Source organism: Frischella perrara (assembly GCF_000807275.1).
Classification (GTDB): domain Bacteria; phylum Pseudomonadota; class Gammaproteobacteria; order Enterobacterales; family Orbaceae; genus Frischella; species Frischella perrara.
On record NZ_CP009056.1, the window covers coordinates 758,402 to 784,869 of the forward strand.

Below are 26,468 nucleotides of genomic sequence, written 5' to 3' on the forward strand. Positions count from 1 at the left end.
CCTATTTAAATTAATATTAATCAATAATATATATTATACCATTAATCAGTATATATACTTGACTTAGAGTAACTCTAACTATTATAGTTCAGTCCAATTATTTAAAATAGTATGTGAAAAAAGAAAAATGAACTCAAATAATATACGAAATTTTTGTATCATTGCTCATATAGATCATGGTAAATCCACACTAGCTGATAGATTAATTGAAACAACTAATACTGTTTCTGAACGCGAAATGAAAGAACAGTTATTAGATAATATGGATCTCGAAAGGGAACGTGGAATTACCATAAAATTGCAAACCGTACGGATGTATTATAAGGCATCAGATAATATTGAATATGAACTTAATCTCATTGATACACCAGGTCATACTGATTTTAATTATGAGGTTTCTCGTAGTTTAGCAGCTTGTGAAGGTGCATTGTTATTAGTCGATGCAACTCAAGGCGTTCAAGCACAAACAATTGCTAATTTAAAACTGGCATTAGAGCAGAATTTAACCATCATTCCCGTTATAAATAAGATAGATATGCCAAATGCGGATGCTGAAAGTGTAATTAAAGAATTGGAAGAGCTTGAAGAATTTGACGGTTTAGATCTTAGCAATGTCATTTTAGCATCTGCTAAGAATGGTATTGGCATTGATGACATTCTTGAATCTATTATTCAGCATGTTCCTGCCCCAAAAGGCAACAGTGAAAAACCACTGCAAGCATTGATTTTTGATTCCCATTATGATGTTTATCGCGGTGTTGTATTGCATATTCGTGTTTTTAATGGTTCGATTCGTGCAGGTATGAAAATCAAAATGCTAAAAAGTGACTTAGTTTTTGAAGCGTTGCAAGTGGGTGTATTTTTACCTGAAATGCAATCGGTCGAAGCTTTGGATGCTGGGGAAGTTGGTTTTATTTCAACTAACATTAAAGTCGTTTCAAATATTAAAGTTGGTGATACTATCATTAATCCTAATATCCCTGATACTGAAGCTGTACCCGGATATAAAGAAGTAAAACCGATGGTTTATGCCGGTTTATTTCCAATCAGAAATGAAGATCAGGATAAACTAAAAGATGCGGTCGAAAAACTTGCGCTTAATGATTCCGCGTTTATTTATAAACAGGAAAATTCAATGGCTTTAGGGGTAGGTTTTCGCTGTGGATTTTTAGGCATTCTGCACATGGAAATTATTCAGGAAAGATTGGAAAGGGAATATGGTATTGAGATTCTTTCTACTTTTCCGAGTGTTGAATATCGCGTAACTTTAAAAAATGGTGAAATAGCAACTATTAACAATCCTATGTTATTACCTAGTTTTGAAAAAATAGATTATATTGAAGAGCCATTTATTGATGCTGCAATTATTATTCCAATGGAGAATATTGGTGAAATTATGGAGCTCTGCCAAGAAAAACGAGGGTGTTATGTTGATATGGTTTATCTAAATAACAAAATGGCTGAGTTGATTTTTAAATTGCCAATATCAGAAATTGCCTACGACTTCTATGATTCGCTTAAATCGTTGACACATGGATATGCATCAATTGATTATCGAGATAGGAGTTATGTGGTATCTGATCTTGTCAAAATGGATATTTGGCTGAATGATGAAATGGTTGATGCATTTTCATTTATTTTACCCCGAGATAAGAGTTTTGAACGAGGTAAACAGATTGTACAAAAAATGAAACATGTGATCCCAAGAAAACTCTATCCAATGCCAGTACAATCGGTCGTGGAGAACAAAGTCATTGCTCGTGAAGATATTCCTCCCTTACGCAAAAGTGTAACAGGAAAAGGCTACTCCGGTTCTACGTCTAAGAAGAAAAAAATAGCTAAAAATATTAAGGATAATAAGGTAAGACAACGTAAATTTGGCGGTGTTGATATTCCACAAGAGGCATTTCATGCGGTATTGGATGTTCGTTAATTTTAGACATACCCTGATTAAGACTTGCTGCCATTGCTTAGGATTTTGGTGATCATTACTAACAATCAGTAAAGAATCATTTTTTTAATTTTAAACAAGTTAGCTATTTTATTTCTAGTTAATTAGAAAGTAATTATTTCTATAAAACTAATAAAGTTGAGATGTCTACTTTTTGACAATATATCTTACTTATTGTTTATTAAGGACATCTTAACTTTATCATTTTCCAATCACTCGCTATTACAATTAAACAAAGACTAATATACTGCTTTAATAGATTTAAATTGCTGTTATACGTTCCAAAACTATCATTTTATTAATTTAATCTTACCTTCAGATAATATTACTCCGCAGAGGGTCAATAAAGAACCTACAGCTGTAATCCAAGTAAATGGTTCATTTAAAATTAGAATTGCAGCAATAATCGTAAGAATTGGTATTAAATAAATATAAATACTAATTTTAACAGCACCAACTAATTTAACCGCATAGTTCCAAGAAACGAAACAAATAGCTGAAGCACCGACACCTAGAAATAGGATATTGAATAAATTGGCAGGATGCGTAAAGCGAGATAATTTCCATTCAAAATTAAATAAATAAAGTGCCGGCAACATTAGGATCAAACCATAAAAAAAGAATCGTCGAGTGAGTAGAATGATGTGATAACCATCATTGCTGCATTTTTTGGTTAAAATTGAGTAACACGCCCAAAATAAACAAGCAAATACCGCAAGCAGATCACCTAATGGGTTAATAGAAAGGACGAATTTGCCATTGAAACTAATTAATCCAACGCCAATAATAGCAATTAGACAACCAAGATAAAAATTACCTCCTGGTTTTTCACTCTTAATAAAAAAAATCGCCAATATTGCCGTAAATATCGGTACCAAATTGGTGATAATTCCCACATTTGAAGCAGTAGTATATGTAAGTGCTATATTCTCACATAAAAAATAACAGGTTACGCCACACAATCCAGCACATAAAAACATAAATTCATGTTTAAAGCCCTGCCAAGCAAAACAACGCGGGAATAAAATCCAAAGTGTAATATACCCGAGAGTAAATCGGAAAAATAAAATTTCGATTGGTTTGAATTCAAGTAGCAATATTTTGGTAGCAATGAATGTTGTTCCCCAGATCAATATAGTCATCAAGGCAGTTAAGTGTCCTTGCATTGTTTTTGATAGTAACATAAGTCCTCAATTACTTATAAGATTAGACTAAATAAAGCTCGCTTTATAACGTGATCTTTTGATAAAGACAAGGCTATTTGATTATTTAAAATATTTAATTGAGCAAAAATTGTCATTTAAATAAATAGGAATTTAGATAACCCAGATTTCTGTTATCTGTAAATGTGATGTGTAAAAAAATATCTTTTTATCTACTTGATATATTTGATTTTATTCTAAGTGTATTGAATTTACATTGTCTAATAAATTTAAAATAGGCTCGTTCAATTTAAATAGACATTCTAATATCAATGTAGATATATTAATTTATATTATCTATTAAATGTGAAACTAATCGTGAAATATTTTGTCATAAAATAACTGGCATATTAGATAGTAATCATCAGTTAATATCTGTGAATTAAATTTTAGAATCTGACTTTTATCTTCTTTATCTAATTACTATTCTATGTAACAATAACTGTATAAATATACAGTTAATTTGTACAGGATATCATGTTTAAGGAGATAAATAATGTCGTCGCTAACACAGACAGAATTTGAGAACATTACTCACACGTCCCTACTTAAATATTTACAACGTCAAGAGTTGTTATTGGAGAAATTCGAACAACAAAATCTACAAGATAAAGCTGTTAATATGTTAAAAACATGGGGTATTTGTAATGCCTATTCAAGCCGATGTGGTTTTAAAAATATAAGTTCAATGTTTAGTGATTTATATCCTAAAAAAACTTTTATTTATGTTGAAAATGAAATCAATTTTATTGATAAATGTATGCTTGAAGCTAAAAATTCGAATCAAAAAAGTTTAAGAGAGCAACAAAAAATAGCCGAATATTATTACAAAGGGATTGATATTGTTGTTGATGGCAAAGATTGGAGTCAGCGCTTAACACTATGTGAAATAGCGGAAGTTGTTGAACAATCGAAAAGCACTGTTCATAGGAAATTGCGTGCATTTGATAGTTATGTGGTTAGTCAACTATCTAATTTAGAAAATATTAACATTTAATTGTTCATTGACATGGGAAAGAAGTTTAGCTATTATTATTAGTATCAGGATTTGTAATTAAATTATCTTACTATTTTTCCTTAAACTTCTTCTGATCGTTATTTTCCCATTCAGAACAATATAATCTACTAATTTGCTTAGTATTAATTAGCTGCCTAATAATCATAATCTATCAACACTTATAATTCGGATTGTTTTAAAGCCGATTATCTAGTTTGAAAATAAGCCTGACTCATGGTCGGGTTTTTTATTTTAGCTAATCATGGAAATAACATGCCTATAATAATAAATATAAACTCAACATTAGCTTTTCCTAAAATAAAGATGAAGGAGATAAATAATGCCGTTAATAACGCAGATTGAATTTGAGCCCATTAATAATACAACTCTACTTAAATATCTTCAGCGTCAAGAATTATTATTAGAAAAGCTTGATAAAGAAAATCTACAAAATAAAGCTATTGAATTGTTGAAAACTTGGGGAATTTGTAATTCTTATTCTAGCCGCTGCGGTTTTAAAAATGTAAGTTTGATGTTTAATGAATTATATCCAAAAAAGAGCTTTACTTTTGTTGAAAATGAAATGAATTTTATTGATAAATGTATGCTTGAAGCTAAAAATTCGAATCAGAAAAGTTTAAGAGAACAACAAAAAATAGCCGAATATTATTACAAAGGGATTGATATTGTTGCTGATGGCAAGGATTGGAGTCAACGCTTAACACTATGTGAAATAGCGGAAGTTGTTAAGCAATCGAAAAGTACAATTCATAGGAAGTTGCATGCATTTAATAGTTATATTGTTAACCAACTATCCTATTTTGACAATCTAATCAATTAATGTGTTAAAACTTGACATGGGAAAATAATTTAAATAACATAATGAAAATAGATTACTTTTATCTATTCTAATTCACAAACCTTTTCTTATATCCCTAGTTTTTTATTTATTCCCTTTAGATAATAACAATCTTTATATAATTTCGATTAATACGAATCTTAATAATCAATCATTATATCTTAAATTATAATTATAACTGTTTTAAAAACAGAAAACTAAACTTGAAAATTGAAATATGACCTAGCTAATGTGTTAGGTCTTTTTTTTCCCTAAATTGGGAATATTAATTCAAGTGTATATCCCCCATAAGGAAATTAACATGGAAGCAACAACAAATATAACGAGGAAACAGCTCGTTGGAAAAATCGCATATAAAGGTTCTTGTTATAGTCTTAATAGTAGGAATTCTGTAAATAATGGCCATTTTACTAGAAAACAATTAGATAAATCATGCGATAGGAATGAACCTCTCTCACGTAATGTGAATGATTTATCTAATTTTCCATACTGCTGTAAAGTAAATATTGATAACGTCTTAGTTTATGTTAGTGAAAAAAGTGAAAAGTATAATCGGAATAAATTTATGACCAGTCTTTACTCACAAGTGAATATCCATCATTGAATATTAAACGAAGAAATTTAAAGTAAAACATATCAATTAAAACTAAATTTTTTCGTTATATCATTCATATGAGCATAGCTAAGTGATTAATTTTTCCGGTCAAAGTTATGATTATCTATCATTCGTAAATAAAGAAAATTATCAATTATTATCAAACTAGCGATTAGTAAAATCACATTTCTTTATTATTTTCAAACAAATTTATTTGGGTGAAATTATGCCTATTAAGGATCCCGACAACATCAATTGGACAGTTGTCGTCTATTTATTTTCTATTTCAATGCTAGGCTCGTTAGCCAGTTATTTTTACAACCTGCTGAAAGGTAGCAAATTCCAGCTATGGTCTTTAGCAGCACAAGTATTTATTTCTATCTTTTCTGGTGCATTAGTCATTTTTATTGCCAGTTATTTAAGTTGGGCATTTGAATTTGCTGGTGGTATAGCTGGATTAGCTGGATGGTCAGGAGCAACGTTTATTAAAGCATTAGAAGATCGTTTAATCAAAAAAATTCGCGATAAAAATGATTAAAAAGGTACTAACTATGAACATAAGTGAAAAAGGAAAGATTTTAATTAAATCTTTTGAGTCATTACAATTAAAGGCCTATAAGTGTTCAGCGAACGTTTGGACTATTGGCTATGGACATACTAATAATGTAAAGAGCAGCGACATCATTACTAAAAAGCAAGCAGATTGTTTTTTGATGCAAGATCTCTATGAAGTTGAGCGAACTATCAATCGGTTAGTGAAGGTAAAAATTAATCAAAACCAATTTGATGCTTTATGTTCATTAGTATTTAACATTGGTGTGCTTGCTTTTAATAAATCCACCTTGTTAGCTAAACTTAATACTGGCGATTATGTTGGGGCAGCAGAGCAGTTCCGGCGATGGAATAAAGTTAATAATGTTGTAATGGCCGGTTTGGTTCGACGCAGGCAAGCAGAAGAGGATTTATTCAATGCTTAACCTAAAAACATTGCATAAACTTTATCCTTTTATAGTGATTATTTTCTTTTCTACATATTTTATTTATCAATTATATCAATCAAATCAAGCGTATAAAAAAGAAAATGCTAAGCTTTTGAATGAAATTCACCAACTACAACAGAAAATAATTAATGATAATAAAATCATTGTACAAAATGAAGCAAAAAAACAAGAACTTGAAAACCAATCCTTAGAGCTACAGGAAAAACTAGATGAATTACTCAAAGATATTCCTTGTGCTAATCAATATGTTCCTAATGATATTGCTAACCGCCTGTACAGTAGAGCGAAAAGTATTCGTCAATCAACCGCTCCCTGAGAATTTATTGCTAGAATGTCTTCCGTCGATGCCCAAGAAATCAATGACATTTGGTGATAGTATTAAATATAATGAACATTTACTTAATGTTATCGAGAAATGTAATCAAGATAAAAGGGCTATTAAGGCATTAAATCATTTAAATGGCAATTAACTAGTTGTAATAATTTGTATGTAGATTGTTATTTAAAAAAATAAATTGCTTACATTTTAATGATTTCATTATTATTTAACGTATATTTAGATTGCACCACAATATTATTTATTAAGATCAAGAGTTTTAAATACAAAGAAGTACTGACACAATAAAAATGTTTGCTATATTTTCTAATAAATTTTCCGTTGAACAAGCATATGAAATTTAAAAAATATGAATCTCATTTTTGATTAAGTCAGATTAAACTTAAATAACAAAGCCCATAATAAAAATGGGCTTTTTTATTTTCTGAATTAAATGGTTATTTTACATATATTCAATCTTATTTATCTCTGTAAACAACGCAAGTCCATTTTTACATACAAACATAGTTACTCCTAGTAATGAAAAGGGTTAATTATTTGATAACTATGCGGTCATGTAACGAATCGAGAGTTGTTACCATTTATCCAAATGGTCAACCATTTTCGAGTATTAACTTAAGTAAAAAGGCATAAAAGTAAAAAGGCATAAAAGTGTTGCACTTTTAACCACTCATCACTTTTATTTAATTCAATTTTTAAACAACTATTAACGGAGATATTACATGACAGATAAACAACAAACATTAGTTTATGATAATTTAAAAAAATTAGATTTAAATACTATTATATCTTTCCTATCCATGAATCCTGAGTAAATGTTAGATGCATTAACAACTTTCGGTGTTCAAAAAAATACCTTACGTCATGTGTTAGCATATCGTGATAAATCAGAACGTTCATTTATTAACCCTTGGTTAGTCGTATTGGTTGATGAATTAGTTAGACTAGGATTAGATGAAAAATGTATAGGGTTATTTTATCTTGCATCGACACAGTATAATATAAAACATATTCAATATAGTGTGATCAGTTCTAATCAGTTAGATTGGTATACAAACTGGCCATCAATTAATAATGATGGTATTACACATGTAAATGGTTCCGAGCTATATGATCATTATCAATATGATTTACATGGAGAAGGTTTAACTTTAGCATTCTTAATGACTAAAGGGGCAACTTATGGCAATGAATGGGGTGGAGAAAGCGAACAAAATCACGCACATATTGTTTGTACTTCGGGTAATGCACCATTTTCCCAAAATGCTATATTCAGATGGAATTCAGGAAATGATTATCCTGCTGTACTAAAAGACGAAGATAAACAATCGACTACTGGCTCATATGTTATTAATATTAAAGGCTGTGATTTATATTATCGTCATGGTAATGTAACCCTTAACAAGAAGGATGTTATTGCTCGTTCATACGCAAAATTTAATCCTGCATTGATGACTTACCAAACCTTAAAAAACCCGAGTAATGGTACTATGAAATTTTATGCGACATTTGATGGCAGAGTAACTACACGGGAAGCTGATAAGATTCATGAGATCTTTGAACGATATAAAACCTTACTATAATTAATTTGAATTAGATTTCAACTTTACGTCCATGGGTAACTGTGGACTTTTTATTTTCCAATGTTATGACCATCTTTTATATAAAGTTTAAGATGTATAAAAATAGAGTAACCCATTTTGAGTTTAGTTACTTAAAAAGATAATCCATAAATTTAATTTTACTAATGTTTAGAAGGATTGCTCCGATTGTATATGATTAAATTTATGATTAATATCAAATAAATATATGTGAATTTGATAATGCTAATAAAAAATTATTAACCAAATAAAAACATAATAAGAATTAATTAATCATTTATACGGTTTTTATTTAACTTAGTTCTGATAATGTCTGAGTTTACATATCTTTATGTCTACGTTAACGATTACAACAATAATTATATTGTATTTAAATAATAATTTTTTACCCCACGACAAACCTTATTTTAAGTGAGTTTCCATACTTACTTTTCTCAATAATCTATTAGTTAATTGTAAATAAAAATCATATCTGAGCAGTTTCTATCTGCTCATTGAATTCTTTTCACTTATCCTACCGAAAAACAAAGGTGGTATCAGCTGCCTTTGCCCGCCTTATTTTCAATAATCAATCATTTTACTTTTATAGTTTAAATATAAAACTAAATTAATTCGTTAAAAAATCGATTATTATTTATTTCCACATCTTTTTGAATTATATTTAAGATATGATACTGTTTATAAGTTCAGTGTTATAAGAATTATGTAGAATTAAATTTTTCAAATAATCAAAATAAGCAATAATTATGGGTAAATACCAAGAATTAAATAAATGGTTTAATTTAGATAACTACAATAGTTTGTCTACATTCTCAATCGAAAGAATTAAAGATGAGTTATTTAATCGAATTGTTCTATTTCATGGTGTCTTAAATTTGAATAACTACTCATTAGTTAACGGTGAACACCATCAGTATTATGAAAAAATTTTTACAGGTAATCCATTCACTACCTTAACAGAAAATATTTCTAATTCAAAAATTAAACAAGATATTAATTTAACCAACGATATTATTGATATTAGCAGAAAAACAACTGAATTTTCTTCAAGTTGTACAAAAGCCTTATTTAAATCTGATTTGCAAATTTTATGTAACCAACAATTAGAAAGTAATAAATTTGTTTATGAACAGGGTCAGATAAGGATGCCAGAATCGGTACTTGATAGCTTATTTGTAACAAGAAAAAATTCCGAAATTGCGTCTTTGATAATGATCGATTTAAAGAATTATTCGGATGAAGAGATATTGCTTTCAATTAAAGAATTACTACCTAAAATTCGTAAAGAATTAAATATATATCCACCAAAAATTAAATCTGAACAGTTTAGCGATAAAATTATAAAGAAAATGATTGATTATAGAGTTTTACCTATTATTGATTTATGTGCTTGGGCTAAATTAAATGACTATTTTTTTTCTTATGAAGAGTTAGCTAAGATTATTTTCCCTATGGATCATGATGAAATTAAAAGGGGGAGGTATTTTCGTGAAACTATTTTACCTTTTAGCATGCAAACATTATCAAGTGAATTCATACGAGGATTTGAACTTTATATACACAAAATGGGCAATCATCAGAAGTATACACAGTTATATTGATTATTTAATAAAAATAACATGGTATTATTTTGTTATAGTTACTATGTTATTTTTACATTAGCAATATCTTTAATTTGAGTGGTGTAAGCCGGTGATAAAAATTGTTGTTTCATATGCCACTGACCTTTTACTCCTTGTGATGCAAAAAATAATTTGCAATTATGTGAATTATTAATTTTATCAATTGTTTTCATTAATTTTTCATTCTTTAATTGCATTGTATAATTGGAGAACATATCAAATTGTTTTGTTTTATTAGAGCAAAAGTTATTTAAAATAACGCCTGCTTTCTGATATTGTTCGCCTTCTAACCATATCTTACTTAATATTTTTTGAGCACTAGCTAGTAATTTACGTGTATCATTAGTCGGCATTAGAGCTTCCGAACCATAATTACTATAATAAGGTGTGACTTTATTAAAAGGACTTGTTTTAATGAATATAGTGATATGTTGGCAATAAAGTTGGTCAGATCTGAGTTTTTCCGCTGCTCGTGCTGTATAATTACATATGGCTTCCCGCATGATATTAAATTGTGTTACTTTCTCTCCGAATGAGCGTGAGCAAATAATTTGTTTCCGCGACTCTATCATTTCTTCTAAAGACAAACATGGTTCACCATTGAGTTCTCGTACTGTTCTTTCAACAATAATATTGAATTTTTTTCTAATTTGGTGAGGTGACAATCGAGCTAAATCCATTGCGGTATAGATATTCATTGCATTAAATTGTTTATGTAATTTTTTCCCAACTCCCCAAACTTCAGAAACGGGTGTGATTGTCATTAATTTATGTTGTCGTCTAATATCAGAAAGATCAACAACGCCATTCGTTTGCGGCCACTTTTTTGCTGCGTAGTTGGCTAGCTTAGCTAACGTTTTAGTTGGTGCGATACCCACTCCGACAGTTAAATGGGTATATTGTTTGATAGTATTGCGAATGATTTTTCCTTGTAATTCTAAAGGTAAATGATTCATTGAAGAAGGTAATTGACAAAATGCCTCATCAATACTGTAAACCTCAATACGAGGAGTTAACATTTCTAATGTTTCCATAACGCGATTAGACATATCGGCATATAAGGCATAGTTGCTACTAAAAACTTGAATATCATGTTGCTTAATGAAGTTCAATGGTATTTTAAAATATGGATGACCCATTTTGATACCCAATCGTTTAGCTTCATTATTACGTGCAATGACACACCCATCATTATTACTTAATACAATAATAGGTTTGCCATTAATATCAGGGCGAAAAACTTTCTCACAACTTGCGTAAAAGGAGTTAACGTCAACAAGTGCAAACATACTAAATTTGATAAATAATGTAAGTGACAACACCCAAAATATTTAACTCTTCAGGATTATCAACCATGATTGGATTAATATTTTGCTTTATTGGTTTTAGCATTAATGTTGGAGTTAAGCATAACTTTTTGATAATAAATTCTCCCTGGATATTGGCAATGACAATATCACCATGTTTTGGTTTCTGACTTGAATCAACAATAATTAAATCTCCTATTTGAAAAAATGTTTCATTCATTAAATCATTGGTTATTCGCAATACATAAGTTGCTGTAGGATGCTTTATCATAAGTTGATTGAAATCGATACGCTTTTCAATAAAATCCTGAGCTGGACTAGGAAATCCCGCTGCGATATGCGTCATAAAAAATGGAATTTCACATGTATTATGTTGATTTTCCTGTATAAATTGAATTATTTTCAAATTTTACAAACACCTTATAACTGTTTATATATACAGTATATTTATTTTGAAATGAAAATATATATCTAAACTATGTAATGCTAATAACTAAATTTTAACTTTTGATTTTCACTTATTCATGGCTAATTAATTTTATTCATCATAGTTAATCAATTTTCATAATAACTACATGCTATGGCTAATAATTGTTGAAATATATTTTGCACTTATGTGCAATGTGTTGCACTTCTTCTTTTATGCATATTCATTTCATTATAATTTTTATAAATTAAATCATTATATTAATTTTTTTTGGGTATTGGTTCCAAATTGGTATATGCATTGCAATAGTCTTTTTAATTACTGCTTTAATATAAAGAAAAATCGAAAAATAGTAAGGTACAACTTATGCAGCATAGATCCACCACAATTGACGAAGTTAACTATTATTATCAAGTCAATGAAATAGTTTCGACTAATAACATTATGGTGTTTTTCCCCATTAATAAATATGTGACTGCAATTTCAAAATTAATAACTCATTAATTTTGAGGGTGATTAAAATGAAAAAGGTAGTCATTGTTAGTGCAACAAGAACGGCAATCGGTCATTTTAATGGTTCTATAGCATCAATTGATGCTATAGAATTAGGAAAAATTGTGATTGAAGATGCGTTAAAAAGAATTGAATTAGATACTAGTTTTGTTGATGAAGTAATAATAGGGAATGTTATACAATCAGGTCTTGGGCAGAATCCTGCGCGCCAGTCTGCATTAAAGGCTAATTTATCCAATAATATTCCAGCATTCACAATCAATAAAGTTTGTGGAAGTGGACTTAAAGCAATTACCTTAGCCGCGCAAAGTATTTTGGCCGGTGATAACCATATTATGATAGCCGGTGGAATGGAAAATATGTCGCAGGCACCTTATTTAATCAATAATAAATGTCGCTGGAATCTAAATCAGGGTAAAAATCAGTTATATGATACATTAGTAAATGATGGTTTGTATTGTTCAATTAATCATTATCATATGGGAATGACCGCAGAAATTCTTGCCAAAATGTATGATATTAGTCGTTCTGATCAAGATCAATTTGCACTTCGTTCGCATCAATTAGCTCAAAAAGCAATAAGTAATGGTGAATTTATTGACGAAATAGTACCCATTACTGTCAAGACAGGTAAAGAAAAATATATTTTTCAACAAGATCAATTGCCCAAATTCAACCTCAGTTTAGATCATTTATCTGATCTAATTCCAATTTTTAAAAAAGGAACAGTTACAACCGGTAATATATCAAATCTTAGTGATGGTGCCGCAGCATTGATTATTATGTCAGAAAATAGGGCTAAGCAATTAGGTTTACGCCCTTTAGCATATATCCGTAGCTATGCATCTGGAGCAGTAAACCCTAATTTGATGGGATTAGGATCGGTATCAGCTACTAAACTTGCATTAAAAAAGGCTTCATTAAATCTGAGCGATATTGATTTGATTGAAGCAGGGGAAACATTTGCAGCACAGTTTTTAGCACTTTGTTATGAATTGGATTTTGATCTGAGTAAAACAAATATCCGTGGTGGGACAATTGCACTCGGACACCCTATTGGCAGTAGTGGTGCGCGTATTTTAGTGACACTTCTTTATACGATGATTCATCATGATAAACAATTTGGACTTGCAACATTAGGTATCGGTGGTGGGTTAGGTATTTCTATTATCCTTGAACGCTGTTAGTTGATAAATTCAGATATAGCTAGGTTAATAAAATGAATGAAGGGAATTATTTAGTAAATAGTTTAGTTACTTTTAATAAATCTATAAAAAATAAATTTCAATCAAATCAAGTTGAAAGCGATACTATAATAAATGATGTATATTCTAATATTATCTCTATTCGTTATCATCTTAAAGATCAGACTTCAAATATCATTGGTGTTTTGATCTTTTTTGAAGAAATCAATTACCCACAAGATAGGAAAAAGTTAGTATCTGAAATAGAGCTTCAGACCTCAATAGCAGAGATGGTGGCAGAAATGGCTCATCAAATTCGTAATCCACTTACTATATTGTATGGGTTTGTTCAATATTTAAAAAATGAATTATCACGAACTAAGCAATTTGAATACATCAATATTATTCTGGAAGAAATGAATTCTATCAACGCGTTAATTAAACAATGGACTGATTTTTCATTACCACTTAAACAATATAAGGTGCCAACGTATTTGAATCGGTTAATTGAACGTGCTTTATTATTAGTAAAGGTATTGTATCCCACTAAAAATCTTGATTTTACTTTATTACTCAACCAACAGCTATCAATGATTCGTTTAAATGATGAATTGATTAAACAAGTTCTAATTAATATCATCATTAATGCAGTTCAAGCCAGCAAAGAAAAAGGGGAAATTATAATATCAACACATATGTCAATTGATCAGAAATATCAAGTGATTCGAATTAAAGACCATGGTACTGCAATTAGAAGCGAAATTATGCAGAACATATTTATGCCTTTTTTTACTACTAAGCAAACTGGAACAGGGCTAGGATTGGCGATTGTGAAAAAAATTATTGCACTACATCAAGGTATAATTCTGATACAGAACAATGAAAATAATATTGGCGTGACAATTGAGATTGCATTGCCAAATAATAGAATTCAAAATTAAATTATGATTGAAAAGATTCTAATCGTTGAAGATCAATTGAATCTACGCAAGTTATTATTACTTTTGTTACAAAAGGATTATCAAGTAGTGGCAATTGATAATGCTGAAGAAGCTTTTGAACTTATTCAACAACAATCATTTGATTTAGTTTTATTAGATAATCGACTGCCTCAAATGACAGGACTAGATTTACTAAAAGCAATAAAACATAGTTACCCTGATATTTGTGTTATTTTGATGACGGCTTATGCCGATGTAGCTACAGCTGTTGAAGCATTGAAATTAGGCGTTTTTGATTACATTATCAAACCATTTGACCTTGATAAATTTAAGAAACTTATTAAACGAACATTAGAATTGAATAGATCGATACAACAAAGAACAGATCAAAGTCAACTAATAACACTCCCTAAATTTGATAAAGTTCAAGAAATTCTAACCAATAGCTCAAATATGATGGAATTGTGTCGTGATATTGCAAAAGTTTCTCAATCAAAGGCAACAATATTAATTACTGGTGAGAGTGGCACTGGCAAAGAATTAGTTGCTAAAACAATTCACTATTATAGTACGCGTTCAGACAAACCTTTTATTAAAATTAACTGTGGGGCATTAGCTGATACCTTATTAGAAAGTATATTATTTGGTCATGAAAAGGGTGCTTTTACGGGAGCTTATCAGCGTCAAATTGGTTTATTCGATCGAGCAAACCAAGGAACACTTTTTTTAGATGAAGTGTCTGAAATGTCAGAAAATTTGCAAGTAAAATTATTGCGTGTTATTCAAGAAAAGGAGTTTGAACCAATAGGTGGAAACCATCCTATTAAAACCGATTTTCGATTAATTACAGCAACTAACCGTAATTTACAAGATATGGTCATTGCAGGTAAATTTAGACAGGATCTATTTTATCGGTTAAATGTAATAGGTTTAAATTTACCACCACTGCGTGATAGGAAATCCGATATAATGATTTTAGCTCGATATTTTATGCAACAATTTTGTGTTGAAAATAATAAACATATATTGGATTTTTCTGAACAGTCGGTGGCGCTTCTTAATCATTATAATTGGCCTGGAAACGTGCGAGAACTTTCAAATGCAATTGAATATGCTGTGATAATGTCGTATGGATTATTTATTGAACCAGAAGATCTTCCAAAACATATTCATAACTTGCCAATAAAATCAAATCATATTGTTAGTGATCGCGGTTCTTCTGGTAATACACTAAAAGAAAGAATAAAAAATTATGAGAAGATATTGATTGCTGATGCACTTAGAAAAAATCAAGGTCATCGAGATAATACCGCCAAAGATCTAGGAGTAAGTCGACGAACATTATTATATAAACTACAAGAGTATGAAATAGGGTAAATCATTATTAAGTCATTGTTCTAATCTACTATATCTAATTGATTCTAGGTAAGAAATTGGCTTTGTAGTCGTTTTATTAATAAAAAAATTTTTACATTAAATTAATGTACTAAGACGATAGAATTTATTGATTGAAACGTTGCGCTTTTTAGACGATAAAAATAGTTTTTAACTTTATGTGTTAATTTAATATACTATTAACTAAATAAGTCGCGTTGAAATAGGTAAATTGTGATTGATTTAAAACTCAGAGAAGTAAAAGAGGATTTATCTGCTAAGGAGTTAGAAGTAGCCGAATATATCATTGCTAACTCGCAACAATTAAAAAATATTAGTATTCAAGCCCTAGCAAAACTCAATCAAGTTAGCACTAGTACAATCCTAAGGTTATGTAATAAATTGGGATACCGTAAGTTTAGTGATTTTAAAATTGATCTTATTTCTTCTATGCCAAAAAAAATTAGCAGTGAGGTACTGCAAGATGACATTCATTTGAACGATTGTTTACAAGTTGTAAATCAAAAAGTACAAATGGTTGAGAAGTCATCAATTGATGAAACGTATTCTATGCTTAATTCTGATGATTTAGATAAAGCTATTGATTTAATCATAAATGGTCATAAAATTGTCATTTATGGTGTGGGAAGTAGTGGTCTAGTAGGTAAGGAGCTTGAATATCAATTAATTAAAATAAAAAAAGATGTCAATTGCCATTTTGATGCACATATTAGCCGTAATATTGTTAGTTCTCTAAATCCTCATGATTTGGTAATTATCATTTCCCATTCAGGTGAAACCCCTGAATGTATAGAATTATTGAAATTAGCTAATAAACAAAATATACCCTCCATTGCTATTACTAAAATGGGACAGAGTCAGGTTTCCAATTTAGCAAATATTGTCTTACATACGATATCGACAGAACATGTATCGCGTGTCATTCCTATCCGTTCTAAAATCTCCCAAATTACCATCGTTAATATGTTAGTAACAAATCTATTTATTAAACAATACGATGAAAAACTCTTATCAAAAACAAAAAAACGTGAAGAATGTAAATATCCTTAAAATTAACCCTTTTAAAGTTTTATCCCTTCATGCTTAAGTTCACAAAATAGTGATGTATTTTACCTTTAGCCCGCTTAGTTAAGTTGTTATTTAAGAAATTTGATCTCGTTCACAAATTAAAAAAAATCCAAAAAAAGGTAATGACGAATAATTCATTAAGATGTAATTTTGTTACTAAATAAATTTATTATTTAGGTAATAAATTTACTTTAAAGATATCTTACTGAATTTAAGGGAAAATAATAATGTCAAAACAACTACCTATTATTTTAGCTAGTCATGGACCATTTGCTCAGGGTGCACTTGAATGTGCTCAAATGCTGATGGGTAAACAAGATAACATTGAGGTTATTTCCGTTTTAGTTGACAGCAATATTGACGTCTTACGCAGTCAAATGCAACAAAGTTATCATAAATTAAATGATGGTAATGGTGTGATTATTTTGGTCGATCTTATGGGGGGAACACCGTGTAATTTGGCCGGAGAATTAGTTATACAACATAGTGATGTATTACTATTTTGTGGTTTTAATATCCCAGTATTACTAGAGGTTTTAAATAATCGGGAAGGGAATCTCGCGGAAGTTAAAGAAGTTATTGAACAGTCATTTGCACCAAGTTGCTTTGATGTTAGCCAAATTTTAACAGCTCAATGCGAGCAAACTACAGAGTTATAAGGAGAATATTATGCCTATTAATGTTGCAAGAATAGATGATCGTCTTATTCATGGTCAAGTCATTACAACTTGGGTAAAAAATTATGATATTGAACAAGTACTAGTTATTAACGATAAAGTTGCTGCAGACAGTGTTCAACAATCAGTATTGACGATGTCAGCGCCCGCAGGGCTTAAAGTATTAGTATTTGGTATTAAACAATTTATTGAAATTCTTAAAAAGACTGAAATCAAGAAAAAAACCATGTTGTTATTCACCAATAGTATTGATGTTGATATGTTAGTAGACGGTGGACTCGTAATTGAACGGCTTAATGTTGGTGGAATGCGCATGCAAGAAGGACGTCGTTCTTTATCACGAGCAGTTTCTGTTACACCGGAAGAGGAGCAAGCATTTAAAAATCTTATCGCCAAAAATGTTACGGTTGAAGTACAAATGGTACCAAAAGATCCAATAGTTCTGCTAAATACACTACTCGACTAATCTAACGTTTATTTAAATCATTAATTTTGGAGGTTAACATATGTTAACACAGGCTATTCTTGTCGCCATTTGGGCGGGGATCTGCTCATTGGATGATGTCGGTCCACAGATGTTACGCAGACCATTATTAACAGGAACTGTAGCAGGTATCATTATGGGAGATATGGTACAAGGGCTTGCAATCAGTGCCACGTTAGAATTGATGTGGATGGGAATTGGTAATGTTGGTGCTTATTCCGCACCAGATATTGTCGCTGGTTCTATTATTGGTGTTTCCTTAGGAATATCAACTAATGGAGGAATTGCAACAGGGGTGGCGTTAGCTTTACCTGTATCCATTCTTTGTCAACAATTACTCATTCTTTGGCGATCATTTGCTTGTTTTCTAAACCCATGGGCAGAAAAGAGTATTCAGGATGGTAATTATAAAGGGTTAGTTAAAGTACATTATTTTTCTACTCCAGTTTGGTTCTTTATTCGTGCGTTACCATGTTTCCTTGCTATCTATTTCGGAAGTGATTTGATTGAAAAAATATTAGAAAGCATTCCGCAAAGTATTATCTCCGGTATGGGTGTTGCTTCAAAACTCATTCCAGCGGTTGGTATTTGTATTTTATTACTCATGTTGCTGAAAGGGCGAATGTGGTTCTTCTTTTTACTTGGCTTTATTTTAACGGCTTATCTGAAATTACCAATTATTCCGATTACCTTTATTGCACTTGCTTTTGCTGTTCTTTATGACATGGCATTTATGGCAGATAAAAACAATAGTAAACAATCAAATGCCCAAAGTAATACCCCGGTGAATAATACTCAAGTTGAAGAGGAATATGACCTATGAATAATGATAAAAAAATAACTAAACAAGATCTTAATAGTGTCTTTTGGCGAATACAAACTATTCCATTTTCTTATAATTATGAGAAATTACAAACCGTAGGGTTTGCTTATTCTATGATTCCAATTTTGGAGCGACTTTATAAAGATGCGGATAAGGAAACTCGTGTTCGTGCCATGAAACGTCATTTTGAATTTTTCAATACTCAAGTGAACGCTGGGGCACTTATTTTAGGGGTAACAGCAGCAGTTGAAGAAAAAACTAGCGAAGATGAAAAAGAAGCCGTTGTATCTTTAAAAGCTGGATTAATGGGGCCTTTTGCTGGGTTAGGGGATAGTCTGCTTAAATTTACCTGGATGCCAATTTGCGGCAGTATTGGTGCAGCATTCGCTTTACAGGGTAATATCATTGGACCAATATTGATGTTTATTATCTATAATTTAGTCAATATTTTCACAAAATATTTCTTTGTTCATTATGGTTATAACAAAGGGGTTGATATTATAGAGCAATCTAAAAACTCTAATATTATTCAAAGGATAAGTAATTTAGCCAATGTGGTTGGCGTTATGGTTCTTGGTTCTTTGATAGCATCCACCGTTAAAGTTTCTACACCCCTATTAATTGAGGTTGGCGAACAATCTATTAAAGTGCAAGAAATGTTTGATAAAGTAATGCCGAACTTCTTAACTTTATTGTTTGCATTAGGGGTATTTTTCATAGTCAGAAAATTTCAGGGTAAATATACAGTATCATTAATTATTGCAGTAATGATTATTGGTGTAATTCTTTCAACTCTGGGCGTATTACAATAATAGGAAAAAAAGATGACATATATTCAGACTGCAACCGTTGTACGAGAGACACAAAGTAAATTAGTAATAACATTTGAATCATTAACTAAGCAAGCCGTTGATCTATATTGGACAACAGAAGCTAATCCAAATACTAAAAATAAAACGCTTGTCGCCAATAACATACATAGCCCTATAACTATTGATGATCCATTACAGGCGAAAGAACGTATTTATCTTATTTTACAATCGGAAGGTCAACAACCATTTTTATTTGGTGAGCGAACACTACCTGTTACCGGGTTAAATAATTTCCGTGATTTTGGTGGTTATAAAGCAGCTAATGGACGACGAATAAAGTGGGGGATATTTTACCGTTCTAATCACTTAAATGGGCTTAAACCAGATGCTCAATCTTACATAGAATCACTTGGTGTAAAGACAATTATTGATTACCGTAGTGAGAATGAGATCCGATCTAATCCAAATTCTCATATCGGCGAAAAACAGACATATCACTTAGATGCTTCAGCTCAAACAGCGGAATTAGCAGCTCAATTTGCTGCTGAGCCAAGTAATGAAGATCACGCATTAATAGAATGTGTAATGCGTGATATTCCAAAAGAATTAGTTAATGGTAAAGGTGAACAAGTCCTTGAACAGTATCGTAATTTTGTGCTAAGTGATAAATCGAAGAACTCATTCAAACAAATGTTGAGAATTATGCTAGATAGTCATAATAATCCAAGTATTCAACATTGTCGTGGGGGAAAAGATCGCACAGGTTACGGCGTATTGTTGATTTTACTCATTTTAGGTGTGTCAGAAGCAGATATTATTGATGATTATATGTTAACGCATAAAAATCGTTTAGCTCGAAATGAGGTAAAAATGGCAGCTTATCGTCAAATTACTGATAACCAAGATGTATTAGATTATTTACTTTGCTTAATTGATACTCGAGAGAGCTTTATTCAAGAAATATTCAATACCATGAGAAAGGTAGCGGGTTCTCCTATTAATTATATTAAACAAGAACTAGGCTTTACTGATGAGGATATTAAAACAATGCAGGATAACTATTTACAATGATAATCTATTACTAAACTAGAATGATAGATTACCCCTAGTATAAAAAAATAAACCCCGAATTAATTCGGGGTTTATTATTTGGTATAAGTAATGTTAACTTATGCTCTAACAAAGTCCATGTGTAGTAATTTTGGTTTATACGCATGACGTTGAACAGCTTGGATTTTCACTTTTACGTCTTTACCAGCTACAGCAATGGTTAAAACTTCAGAATAAAATTCTGGTTTTTCTTGCATGTTAAATACTTGGTTATGATCAAGAGTTATCGCGATTGGCGCTTCAGATCCACCATAAATAATTGCTGGGAATTTACCAGCATGACGCAGGCGGCGGCTCGCACTCTTACCCTGTTCAGTTCTTGCTTCAGCTTGTAATGTAAACATAATTATTTCTCTTAAGTTAAATAAACCAATCACAGGCGACCCAGCAATTGGCAAAGGGTTAGTTGCTTTTTAAAAGCGTGTGAATTATAACGATTTATTACTTGTATCGCAACTTAAATATTGATTAACCTATAATTATTTCTGGTAATTGAATATCCCAACTTTGGTTAGCAACATATTTGATTTGTTGGCATTTAAATGCTAAACCAATAGGGTAAATATTATCATGTTGATAATTTTGTAATAATCTGTCATAGAATCCCCCCCCCATACCGATGCGATAATTACGATGATCAAAAGCGACTAATGGAGTAAAAACTATATCTAGTGATTGATAAGGTAGGATTTTATCTACATCATAAATAGGTTCAGCAATACCAAACTTATTGGTAGTAAGTTGAGAATGACGATGATAAGGAAGAAAAGCTAAGTGGTGAGGATTAGTTAAATCAATAATTGGTAAATAAACGGATTTATTTTGTTGCCACAAATATTCAATAATGGGTTGGGTATTGACTTCACCATCAAAAGATAAAAAGATAGCTATTTTTTTTGCCGATAACAATTTGGGATGTTGGTAAATTTGTCGATAAATCGATTGTTCTGCATGTAAACGTTCTGATATAACTAAGTCTCGTCGACGCTGTCTGACAATACGGCGAATCTCTTCTGTAGTTAAAGCAACCGATTTTAGATGCATAAATTTATGACTGTAATGAAAGCTCCAAGATGCCGTCACGGGATGTAACCCTTGAACCCGAAGTTCAAGGTGAGCACCATGTTTGATTATTAGGTTTCCTTAACAAGAAGGCATACACACAAATCAATAATCACAGTAGCTCTATCATAAAGATTATCGGCTCAGGGGACGAACCCATTAACGAACATCTCAGAGGTAATTATGATACAAAATTTAGTATAGTATACAATAAATTTAATAGTATTTTTACAAAATAATCATAAACTATTCGAATTTAGTACATTATCAAGCAAATTCTGTATTTTTTTTAAACGGTCATTAAACTGATTTTCAAGCTGCATATTTTTTTGTTTTTGCTTAGTAAGCTCGTAAGACATATTCAATGCGGCTGTGATGATTAACTGATCACTATTCATTAATTTAGTTTTATGACGTAATTCATTAAGTCTATTATCCAGATCTTTTGCTGCTAAATCAAGTGATTCAACTTCATTAACAGGACAAGTAAGTTTAAGTGTTCTGCCAAATACCTGAATATTAACAACTTGAGTATCCATATATAACCTATTGTTTAATAAAATTTTTAATCTTTCTGGTGATTTTATCAGCAGTTAAACCCATCTCATCGCGAATTTCAGTTTGGTTTCCTTGCTGAATAAAAACATCAGGTAATCCTATATTTAACATATCACATTTTAATTTTTTCGTCAGAATAAATTCATTCACAGCGCTGCCTGCACCACCCTGAATTGCATTTTCTTCTATGGTTACCAAGGTTTTGTGTGTTTTAGCAATATCGAGAATTGCTTCTTCATCCAAAGGTTTTACGAACCGCATATCAATTACGGTTGCATTAAGCTGTTTAGCAGATTGTAACACTTCGCTTAATAAACAACCAAAATTTAATATTGCAATAGTATTGCCATGGCAAATTAATTGACTTTTACCAATCGGTATAATTTGCATTGATTGTTGGAGTATACCATCAGCTTCACCGCGGGGATAGCGCACGACGGCAGGACCATTATGTAAATAACCAGTATAAAGCATATCGCGGCATTCATTTGCTGTACTTGGGGTCATAATTATTAAATTAGGAATACAGCGTAAGAAACTAATATCAAATGCACCTTGGTGTGTCGGACCATCAGCACCTACAATGCCAGCACGATCAATCGCAAATAGTACAGGCAAATTTTGTAAAGCAACATCATGTATAAGCTGATCATAACCACGTTGTAAGAAGGTAGAATAAATAGCAACTATCGGTTTTTTCCCTCTAATAGCTAGGCCTGCAGCAAAGGTTATTGCATGTTGCTCAGCAATTGCCACATCATAAAATTGGTCAGGATAATTTTCAGCAAATTTAACCATACCAGAGCCTTCACTCATTGCAGGAGTAATTGCAACTAACTTTTTATCATGTTGAGCCATGTCACAAAGCCAATCACCAAAAATTTGCGAAAAACTTTCAGTTTTAGATTTTGATGAGTTAATTATCCCTTCATTAGGGTTAAATTGAGGTACACCATGCCATAAAACGGGATTTTTTTCCGCCGGTGGATAGCCTTTACCTTTCTGGGTAACGACGTGTAATAATTGAGGTCCTTCAAGTTGACGGATTTGAGATAATGTGCTGACTAAACTATCAATATCATGCCCATCAATCGGTCCTGTATAATTAAAACCGAGTTGAGTAAATAGGTTTATTGGTGTAATTAAATTTTTAAGTTGTTCTTCAGTTTTCTTTAAGAACATTCTAACTGGTGGAATACCAGATAATACCTTTTTGCTACTGTTACGAAATGAAGCGTAAGTTCGACTTGTTAGAATATGTGTTAAATGTTGATTAAGTCCACCAATATTTTGTGAGATAGACATATCATTGTCGTTAAGAATAACTAACATATTTGGTTTTAAGTGACCAGCATGATTGAGCGCTTCAAATGCCATACCTGCTGTTAGAGCACCATCACCAATTACACAAACTATTTTTCTTCCCGATTGTTCAGTTTGTTCCGCAATGGCAATTCCTAATGCAGCACTAATTGAGGTAGAAGAATGACCTGTTGATAATACATCATATTCACTCTCGTCACGCCAAGGAAATGGATGAAGCCCGCCTTTTTTTCGGATGGTCAGCATTTGATCACGTCTTCCTGTTAATATCTTATGAGGATATGCTTGATGACCTACATCCCAGATAAGCTGATCAAATGGTGTATTATAAACATAATGTAATGCAACGGTTAACTCAACAACGCCTAGACCAGAAGCTAAATGCCCGCTCGTACGACTTACAGAATTTAATAGGAAATGGCGAAGTTCTTCACTAATCTCTGGTAATTGATTTAGCGAAAAATTTCTCAAATCGTTTGGTGAATTAATCTGTTCTAAAAACGGATAATGCTCAAGGTTCATTTAATTTGTGTAATTCTCTTAGATTATTTATCAATTAGCAGCGACGATTTATTATAAATTCGGCTAGTTGACGTAAAGGATCACTATTATAAGGTATTTTATTAAGTTCTTCGATAGCTTGCTGATAAAGTTGTTGGGTAATTTGTATAGATTTTTCTAATCCGAGTAAAGAAATATAAGTATTTTTTTCCAATTGTTTATCTGCACCTTGCTCTTTACCCATTGTTTTTACATCACCAATTTCATCTAATACATCGTCTTGTATTTGGAAGGCTAAACCAATGTGATTAGCAAAGCGACTTAACTGCTCTTGGTATTCAAGCGCTTTTTGACCAGCAACTAACATACCTAATCGAACAGCTGCTCTAATTAAAGCGCCTGTTTTATAGGAATGAATAGTTTTAAGCTCATCATACGATATAATACAATGTTCAGATTGCAAATCTAAAGACTGTCCAAGACACATACCATTACTGCCAGAGGCATGACTTAACTCATTAATCAAATCAATTTTACAATTGGCATCAAGATGAGAAGTCTGAGCAAGTAATGAAAAAGCAAAAGTTTGTAATGCATCCCCCGCAAGAATTGCTGTTGCTTCATCAAATTGGACATGGCAAGTCGGCATACCTCTTCTTAAATTATCATTATCCATTGCTGGTAAATCGTCATGTATAAGTGAATAGGTATGGATGACTTCAATTGCAGCAGCGGGTATATCAAGTTTATCAAGTTGGCAATCAAACATTTTCCCAGTGGCATAAACTAGAAAAGGTCGAATACGTTTACCACCAGCAAGTAAACTGTAGGACATTGCTGTTTTCAGTAATGAGGGCGTTATTGATTTAATAGACTCTTCAAGAACATTATTAACTCTATGAGTATAAAGCTCATGAAACGAATTGAAGGCATTTTTCATAATTGTTTAAATTAAATTTAATTTTCAATGGGTGAAAAATCAGTTAATGATGCATCGTCATTTTCAGTAAGTAGAATTTGGATTCGCTGTTCTGCTTGTTGCAATTGAACCTGACCTTGTTTTGCCAATTTAACACCTTTTTCAAATTCATTTAATGCTTCATCTAAAGGAAGATTACCCATTTCAAGTTTACTGACGATCATTTCAAGTTCTTTAAGCGTTTCTTCAAAGGTGAGGGAGTTATTTTGCTTTTTAGTCATATAAAACCTCGAATTTTAAGTATTGTATTTAGTATAAACATAATTATTTATAATTTACAATTTTAGATGATGTAGTTAATAACAAGAACTTTTATTTATAAAGATTATTAACTTCTAATTAAATTAAAAAATTTACACATTGTTCTTCTTTGCCATCTTGGACTAATTAATGGATGTATCAAAAAGGGTCTAACAAAATATGCTCACCCAAATATAATATAATTTGTTCTATTAAGTTATCATGGCTATGATTTAGTCATATTACTTGATAAAATTCTTTCGTTTTAAAACAAATTGGTCAAATAATGAAAAAGCATAATTTAGAACAAATGTTCTCAGAACAAGATATTCAAAATCGCGTTAAAGAATTAGGTACGCAAATTAGTGAAAATTACCAAAATAGTCATAACGAATTAGTGCTCGTGGGGTTATTACGTGGTTCTTTTATTTTTATGGCAGATCTTAGTCGAGCAATTACCGTAGGACATGAAGTCGATTTTATGACCGCGTCAAGTTATGGTAACGCCATGAACAGTAATCGTGATGTTAAAATTCTGAAAGATCTTGATGAAGATATTCGTGGAAAAGATGTATTAATCGTAGAAGATATCATTGATACAGGAAATACCTTAAGTAAAGTAAAAGAACTGCTTGAATTAAGAGCACCAAGAACAATAGAAATTTGTACTTTGCTTGATAAGCCTTCTCGTCGAGAGGTCAATGTACCTGTTAAATATATAGGATTCTCTATTCCAGACGAGTTTGTTGTGGGTTATGGTATTGATTATGCACAACATTATCGACATTTACCTTATATCGGTAAAGTTACTTTACTTGAATAATTAAAAAACTTTAAAAAACAAGAACTTTTCTTATAAACTATGGTCAATATATAATATTAGTTTATTTTTCTGTCCG

The 26,468-nt window shown here is 31.2% G+C and carries 28 protein-coding genes and 1 other RNA gene; 19 read left to right on the top strand and 10 right to left on the bottom strand.

The features are described from left to right. The first annotated feature begins 127 nt into the window (after window positions 1-127). On the top strand, window positions 128-1,933 hold the full coding sequence (lepA, locus tag FPB0191_RS03305) for a translation elongation factor 4 (RefSeq protein WP_039104002.1): 1,806 nt from the start codon (window positions 128-130) through the stop codon (window positions 1,931-1,933). Window positions 1,934-2,241: 308 nt separating this feature from the next. On the opposite strand, the gene FPB0191_RS03310 is transcribed toward lepA, so the two are convergent. After that, entirely contained in the window at window positions 2,242-3,135 is an 894-nt protein-coding gene (locus tag FPB0191_RS03310) for a DMT family transporter (RefSeq protein WP_039104003.1), read from the bottom strand. 514 nt (window positions 3,136-3,649) lie between these two features. Between FPB0191_RS03310 and FPB0191_RS03315 the strand changes: the two genes are divergently transcribed. The 8 genes from FPB0191_RS03315 (at window position 3,650) to FPB0191_RS03350 (ending at window position 10,144) form a co-directional block, all read left to right on the top strand. Then, on the top strand, window positions 3,650-4,150 hold the full coding sequence (locus FPB0191_RS03315) for a hypothetical protein (protein WP_039104005.1): 501 nt from the start codon (window positions 3,650-3,652) through the stop codon (window positions 4,148-4,150). A 340-nt stretch (window positions 4,151-4,490) separates the two neighbouring features. Further along, window positions 4,491-4,991 (top strand): hypothetical protein, encoded by a 501-nt coding sequence (locus tag FPB0191_RS03320; protein WP_039104007.1) that lies wholly within the window; start codon window positions 4,491-4,493, stop codon window positions 4,989-4,991. Between the two features lie 839 nt (window positions 4,992-5,830). Next, window positions 5,831-6,142, top strand: coding sequence for a phage holin family protein (locus tag FPB0191_RS03330; RefSeq protein ID WP_039104011.1), 312 nt, complete (start codon window positions 5,831-5,833; stop codon window positions 6,140-6,142). A 13-nt stretch (window positions 6,143-6,155) separates the two neighbouring features. Then, a complete protein-coding gene (locus tag FPB0191_RS03335) occupies window positions 6,156-6,581 on the top strand; it encodes a lysozyme (RefSeq protein ID WP_039104014.1) in 426 nt (141 codons plus the stop codon). Next, window positions 6,574-6,921, top strand: a complete 348-nt coding sequence (locus FPB0191_RS11630) for a DUF2570 domain-containing protein (protein WP_052236732.1) — start codon at window positions 6,574-6,576, stop codon at window positions 6,919-6,921. Before FPB0191_RS03335 ends, FPB0191_RS11630 begins: the two co-directional genes overlap by 8 nt. After that, window positions 6,860-7,075: an Rz1-like lysis system protein LysC gene (gene lysC / locus FPB0191_RS12520; protein ID WP_419185254.1), complete on the top strand. Its 216-nt coding sequence runs from the start codon at window positions 6,860-6,862 to the stop codon at window positions 7,073-7,075. Before FPB0191_RS11630 ends, lysC begins: the two co-directional genes overlap by 62 nt. A gap of 682 nt (window positions 7,076-7,757) precedes the next feature. Next, the gene (locus tag FPB0191_RS03345) at window positions 7,758-8,525 is read left to right on the top strand and encodes a hypothetical protein (protein WP_039104016.1); all 768 of its coding nucleotides are present in this window, start codon (window positions 7,758-7,760) and stop codon (window positions 8,523-8,525) included. A gap of 764 nt (window positions 8,526-9,289) precedes the next feature. Continuing rightward, window positions 9,290-10,144: a DUF6387 family protein gene (locus FPB0191_RS03350; protein ID WP_039104019.1), complete on the top strand. Its 855-nt coding sequence runs from the start codon at window positions 9,290-9,292 to the stop codon at window positions 10,142-10,144. A gap of 41 nt (window positions 10,145-10,185) precedes the next feature. Here the strand turns inward: FPB0191_RS03350 and umuC are convergent, their stop codons facing one another. Then, entirely contained in the window at window positions 10,186-11,454 is a 1,269-nt protein-coding gene (gene umuC / locus FPB0191_RS03355; protein WP_039104021.1) for a translesion error-prone DNA polymerase V subunit UmuC, read from the bottom strand. Between the two features lies 1 nt (window position 11,455). Then, on the bottom strand, window positions 11,456-11,878 hold the full coding sequence (gene umuD, locus FPB0191_RS03360; protein WP_110021798.1) for a translesion error-prone DNA polymerase V autoproteolytic subunit: 423 nt from the start codon (window positions 11,876-11,878) through the stop codon (window positions 11,456-11,458). A gap of 542 nt (window positions 11,879-12,420) precedes the next feature. Here umuD and FPB0191_RS03365 point away from each other — a divergent pair. From FPB0191_RS03365 to FPB0191_RS03405, 9 genes are all read left to right on the top strand, one after another. After that, window positions 12,421-13,599: a thiolase family protein gene (locus tag FPB0191_RS03365; RefSeq protein WP_039104024.1), complete on the top strand. Its 1,179-nt coding sequence runs from the start codon at window positions 12,421-12,423 to the stop codon at window positions 13,597-13,599. A 32-nt stretch (window positions 13,600-13,631) separates the two neighbouring features. Further along, window positions 13,632-14,537: a two-component system sensor histidine kinase NtrB gene (locus tag FPB0191_RS03370; protein WP_052236733.1), complete on the top strand. Its 906-nt coding sequence runs from the start codon at window positions 13,632-13,634 to the stop codon at window positions 14,535-14,537. A gap of 3 nt (window positions 14,538-14,540) precedes the next feature. Further along, window positions 14,541-15,914 carry a sigma-54-dependent transcriptional regulator gene (locus tag FPB0191_RS03375; RefSeq protein ID WP_039104026.1) on the top strand — a complete coding sequence of 458 codons (1,374 nt, stop codon included), beginning with the start codon at window positions 14,541-14,543 and terminating at the stop codon, window positions 15,912-15,914. A gap of 231 nt (window positions 15,915-16,145) precedes the next feature. Beyond that, entirely contained in the window at window positions 16,146-16,982 is an 837-nt protein-coding gene (locus FPB0191_RS03380) for a MurR/RpiR family transcriptional regulator (protein WP_039104027.1), read from the top strand. Between the two features lie 245 nt (window positions 16,983-17,227). Then, complete coding sequence (locus FPB0191_RS03385) at window positions 17,228-17,659, top strand: PTS sugar transporter subunit IIA (RefSeq protein WP_039104028.1); 432 nt, start codon at window positions 17,228-17,230, stop codon at window positions 17,657-17,659. A gap of 10 nt (window positions 17,660-17,669) precedes the next feature. Continuing rightward, entirely contained in the window at window positions 17,670-18,143 is a 474-nt protein-coding gene (locus tag FPB0191_RS03390) for a PTS sugar transporter subunit IIB (protein WP_039104030.1), read from the top strand. A gap of 40 nt (window positions 18,144-18,183) precedes the next feature. Further along, window positions 18,184-18,984: a PTS mannose/fructose/sorbose/N-acetylgalactosamine transporter subunit IIC gene (locus FPB0191_RS03395; protein ID WP_039104032.1), complete on the top strand. Its 801-nt coding sequence runs from the start codon at window positions 18,184-18,186 to the stop codon at window positions 18,982-18,984. Beyond that, entirely contained in the window at window positions 18,981-19,796 is an 816-nt protein-coding gene (locus tag FPB0191_RS03400; RefSeq protein WP_039104033.1) for a PTS system mannose/fructose/sorbose family transporter subunit IID, read from the top strand. Before FPB0191_RS03395 ends, FPB0191_RS03400 begins: the two co-directional genes overlap by 4 nt. A 12-nt stretch (window positions 19,797-19,808) precedes the next feature. Beyond that, window positions 19,809-20,867: a tyrosine-protein phosphatase gene (locus FPB0191_RS03405; protein WP_039104035.1), complete on the top strand. Its 1,059-nt coding sequence runs from the start codon at window positions 19,809-19,811 to the stop codon at window positions 20,865-20,867. Between the two features lie 98 nt (window positions 20,868-20,965). On the opposite strand, the gene rplY is transcribed toward FPB0191_RS03405, so the two are convergent. The 7 genes from rplY to xseB form a co-directional block, all read right to left on the bottom strand. Further along, window positions 20,966-21,250: a 50S ribosomal protein L25 gene (rplY, locus tag FPB0191_RS03410; protein WP_039106560.1), complete on the bottom strand. Its 285-nt coding sequence runs from the start codon at window positions 21,248-21,250 to the stop codon at window positions 20,966-20,968. A gap of 124 nt (window positions 21,251-21,374) precedes the next feature. Continuing rightward, the gene (locus FPB0191_RS03415; protein ID WP_039104037.1) at window positions 21,375-21,950 is read right to left on the bottom strand and encodes a 5-formyltetrahydrofolate cyclo-ligase; all 576 of its coding nucleotides are present in this window, start codon (window positions 21,948-21,950) and stop codon (window positions 21,375-21,377) included. A 17-nt stretch (window positions 21,951-21,967) separates the two neighbouring features. Then, window positions 21,968-22,149, bottom strand: a non-coding RNA gene (gene ssrS, locus FPB0191_RS11880) — 6S RNA. Window positions 22,150-22,207: 58 nt separating this feature from the next. Beyond that, the gene (gene zapA, locus FPB0191_RS03420; RefSeq protein ID WP_039104039.1) at window positions 22,208-22,507 is read right to left on the bottom strand and encodes a cell division protein ZapA; all 300 of its coding nucleotides are present in this window, start codon (window positions 22,505-22,507) and stop codon (window positions 22,208-22,210) included. 7 nt (window positions 22,508-22,514) lie between these two features. Then, window positions 22,515-24,371 (bottom strand): 1-deoxy-D-xylulose-5-phosphate synthase, encoded by a 1,857-nt coding sequence (dxs, locus tag FPB0191_RS03425; protein WP_039104041.1) that lies wholly within the window; start codon window positions 24,369-24,371, stop codon window positions 22,515-22,517. A gap of 34 nt (window positions 24,372-24,405) precedes the next feature. Next, window positions 24,406-25,290 carry a (2E,6E)-farnesyl diphosphate synthase gene (gene ispA, locus FPB0191_RS03430; RefSeq protein ID WP_039104043.1) on the bottom strand — a complete coding sequence of 295 codons (885 nt, stop codon included), beginning with the start codon at window positions 25,288-25,290 and terminating at the stop codon, window positions 24,406-24,408. 17 nt (window positions 25,291-25,307) lie between these two features. After that, window positions 25,308-25,550, bottom strand: coding sequence for an exodeoxyribonuclease VII small subunit (gene xseB / locus FPB0191_RS03435; RefSeq protein WP_039104045.1), 243 nt, complete (start codon window positions 25,548-25,550; stop codon window positions 25,308-25,310). 305 nt (window positions 25,551-25,855) lie between these two features. Between xseB and hpt the strand changes: the two genes are divergently transcribed. After that, entirely contained in the window at window positions 25,856-26,392 is a 537-nt protein-coding gene (gene hpt / locus FPB0191_RS03440; RefSeq protein WP_039104047.1) for a hypoxanthine phosphoribosyltransferase, read from the top strand. The last annotated feature ends 76 nt before the right edge of the window (window positions 26,393-26,468 follow it).

Excerpts from the sequence above, each read along its gene's own strand:
- lepA (WP_039104002.1), top strand. The coding sequence starts at position 128 with ATGAACTCAAATAATATACGAAATTTTTGTATCATTGCTCATATAGAT.
- FPB0191_RS03310 (WP_039104003.1), bottom strand. The coding sequence starts at position 3,135 with ATGTTACTATCAAAAACAATGCAAGGACACTTAACTGCCTTGATGACT.
- FPB0191_RS03315 (WP_039104005.1), top strand. The coding sequence starts at position 3,650 with ATGTCGTCGCTAACACAGACAGAATTTGAGAACATTACTCACACGTCC.
- FPB0191_RS03320 (WP_039104007.1), top strand. The coding sequence starts at position 4,491 with ATGCCGTTAATAACGCAGATTGAATTTGAGCCCATTAATAATACAACT.
- FPB0191_RS03330 (WP_039104011.1), top strand. The coding sequence starts at position 5,831 with ATGCCTATTAAGGATCCCGACAACATCAATTGGACAGTTGTCGTCTAT.
- FPB0191_RS03335 (WP_039104014.1), top strand. The coding sequence starts at position 6,156 with ATGAACATAAGTGAAAAAGGAAAGATTTTAATTAAATCTTTTGAGTCA.
- FPB0191_RS11630 (WP_052236732.1), top strand. The coding sequence starts at position 6,574 with ATGCTTAACCTAAAAACATTGCATAAACTTTATCCTTTTATAGTGATT.
- lysC (WP_419185254.1), top strand. The coding sequence starts at position 6,860 with ATGATATTGCTAACCGCCTGTACAGTAGAGCGAAAAGTATTCGTCAAT.
- FPB0191_RS03345 (WP_039104016.1), top strand. The coding sequence starts at position 7,758 with ATGTTAGATGCATTAACAACTTTCGGTGTTCAAAAAAATACCTTACGT.
- FPB0191_RS03350 (WP_039104019.1), top strand. The coding sequence starts at position 9,290 with ATGGGTAAATACCAAGAATTAAATAAATGGTTTAATTTAGATAACTAC.
- umuC (WP_039104021.1), bottom strand. The coding sequence starts at position 11,454 with ATGTTTGCACTTGTTGACGTTAACTCCTTTTACGCAAGTTGTGAGAAA.
- FPB0191_RS03365 (WP_039104024.1), top strand. The coding sequence starts at position 12,421 with ATGAAAAAGGTAGTCATTGTTAGTGCAACAAGAACGGCAATCGGTCAT.
- FPB0191_RS03370 (WP_052236733.1), top strand. The coding sequence starts at position 13,632 with ATGAATGAAGGGAATTATTTAGTAAATAGTTTAGTTACTTTTAATAAA.
- FPB0191_RS03375 (WP_039104026.1), top strand. The coding sequence starts at position 14,541 with ATGATTGAAAAGATTCTAATCGTTGAAGATCAATTGAATCTACGCAAG.
- FPB0191_RS03385 (WP_039104028.1), top strand. The coding sequence starts at position 17,228 with ATGTCAAAACAACTACCTATTATTTTAGCTAGTCATGGACCATTTGCT.
- FPB0191_RS03390 (WP_039104030.1), top strand. The coding sequence starts at position 17,670 with ATGCCTATTAATGTTGCAAGAATAGATGATCGTCTTATTCATGGTCAA.
- FPB0191_RS03395 (WP_039104032.1), top strand. The coding sequence starts at position 18,184 with ATGTTAACACAGGCTATTCTTGTCGCCATTTGGGCGGGGATCTGCTCA.
- FPB0191_RS03400 (WP_039104033.1), top strand. The coding sequence starts at position 18,981 with ATGAATAATGATAAAAAAATAACTAAACAAGATCTTAATAGTGTCTTT.
- FPB0191_RS03405 (WP_039104035.1), top strand. The coding sequence starts at position 19,809 with ATGACATATATTCAGACTGCAACCGTTGTACGAGAGACACAAAGTAAA.
- rplY (WP_039106560.1), bottom strand. The coding sequence starts at position 21,250 with ATGTTTACATTACAAGCTGAAGCAAGAACTGAACAGGGTAAGAGTGCG.
- FPB0191_RS03415 (WP_039104037.1), bottom strand. The coding sequence starts at position 21,950 with ATGCATCTAAAATCGGTTGCTTTAACTACAGAAGAGATTCGCCGTATT.
- zapA (WP_039104039.1), bottom strand. The coding sequence starts at position 22,507 with ATGGATACTCAAGTTGTTAATATTCAGGTATTTGGCAGAACACTTAAA.
- dxs (WP_039104041.1), bottom strand. The coding sequence starts at position 24,371 with ATGAACCTTGAGCATTATCCGTTTTTAGAACAGATTAATTCACCAAAC.
- ispA (WP_039104043.1), bottom strand. The coding sequence starts at position 25,290 with ATGAAAAATGCCTTCAATTCGTTTCATGAGCTTTATACTCATAGAGTT.
- xseB (WP_039104045.1), bottom strand. The coding sequence starts at position 25,550 with ATGACTAAAAAGCAAAATAACTCCCTCACCTTTGAAGAAACGCTTAAA.
- hpt (WP_039104047.1), top strand. The coding sequence starts at position 25,856 with ATGAAAAAGCATAATTTAGAACAAATGTTCTCAGAACAAGATATTCAA.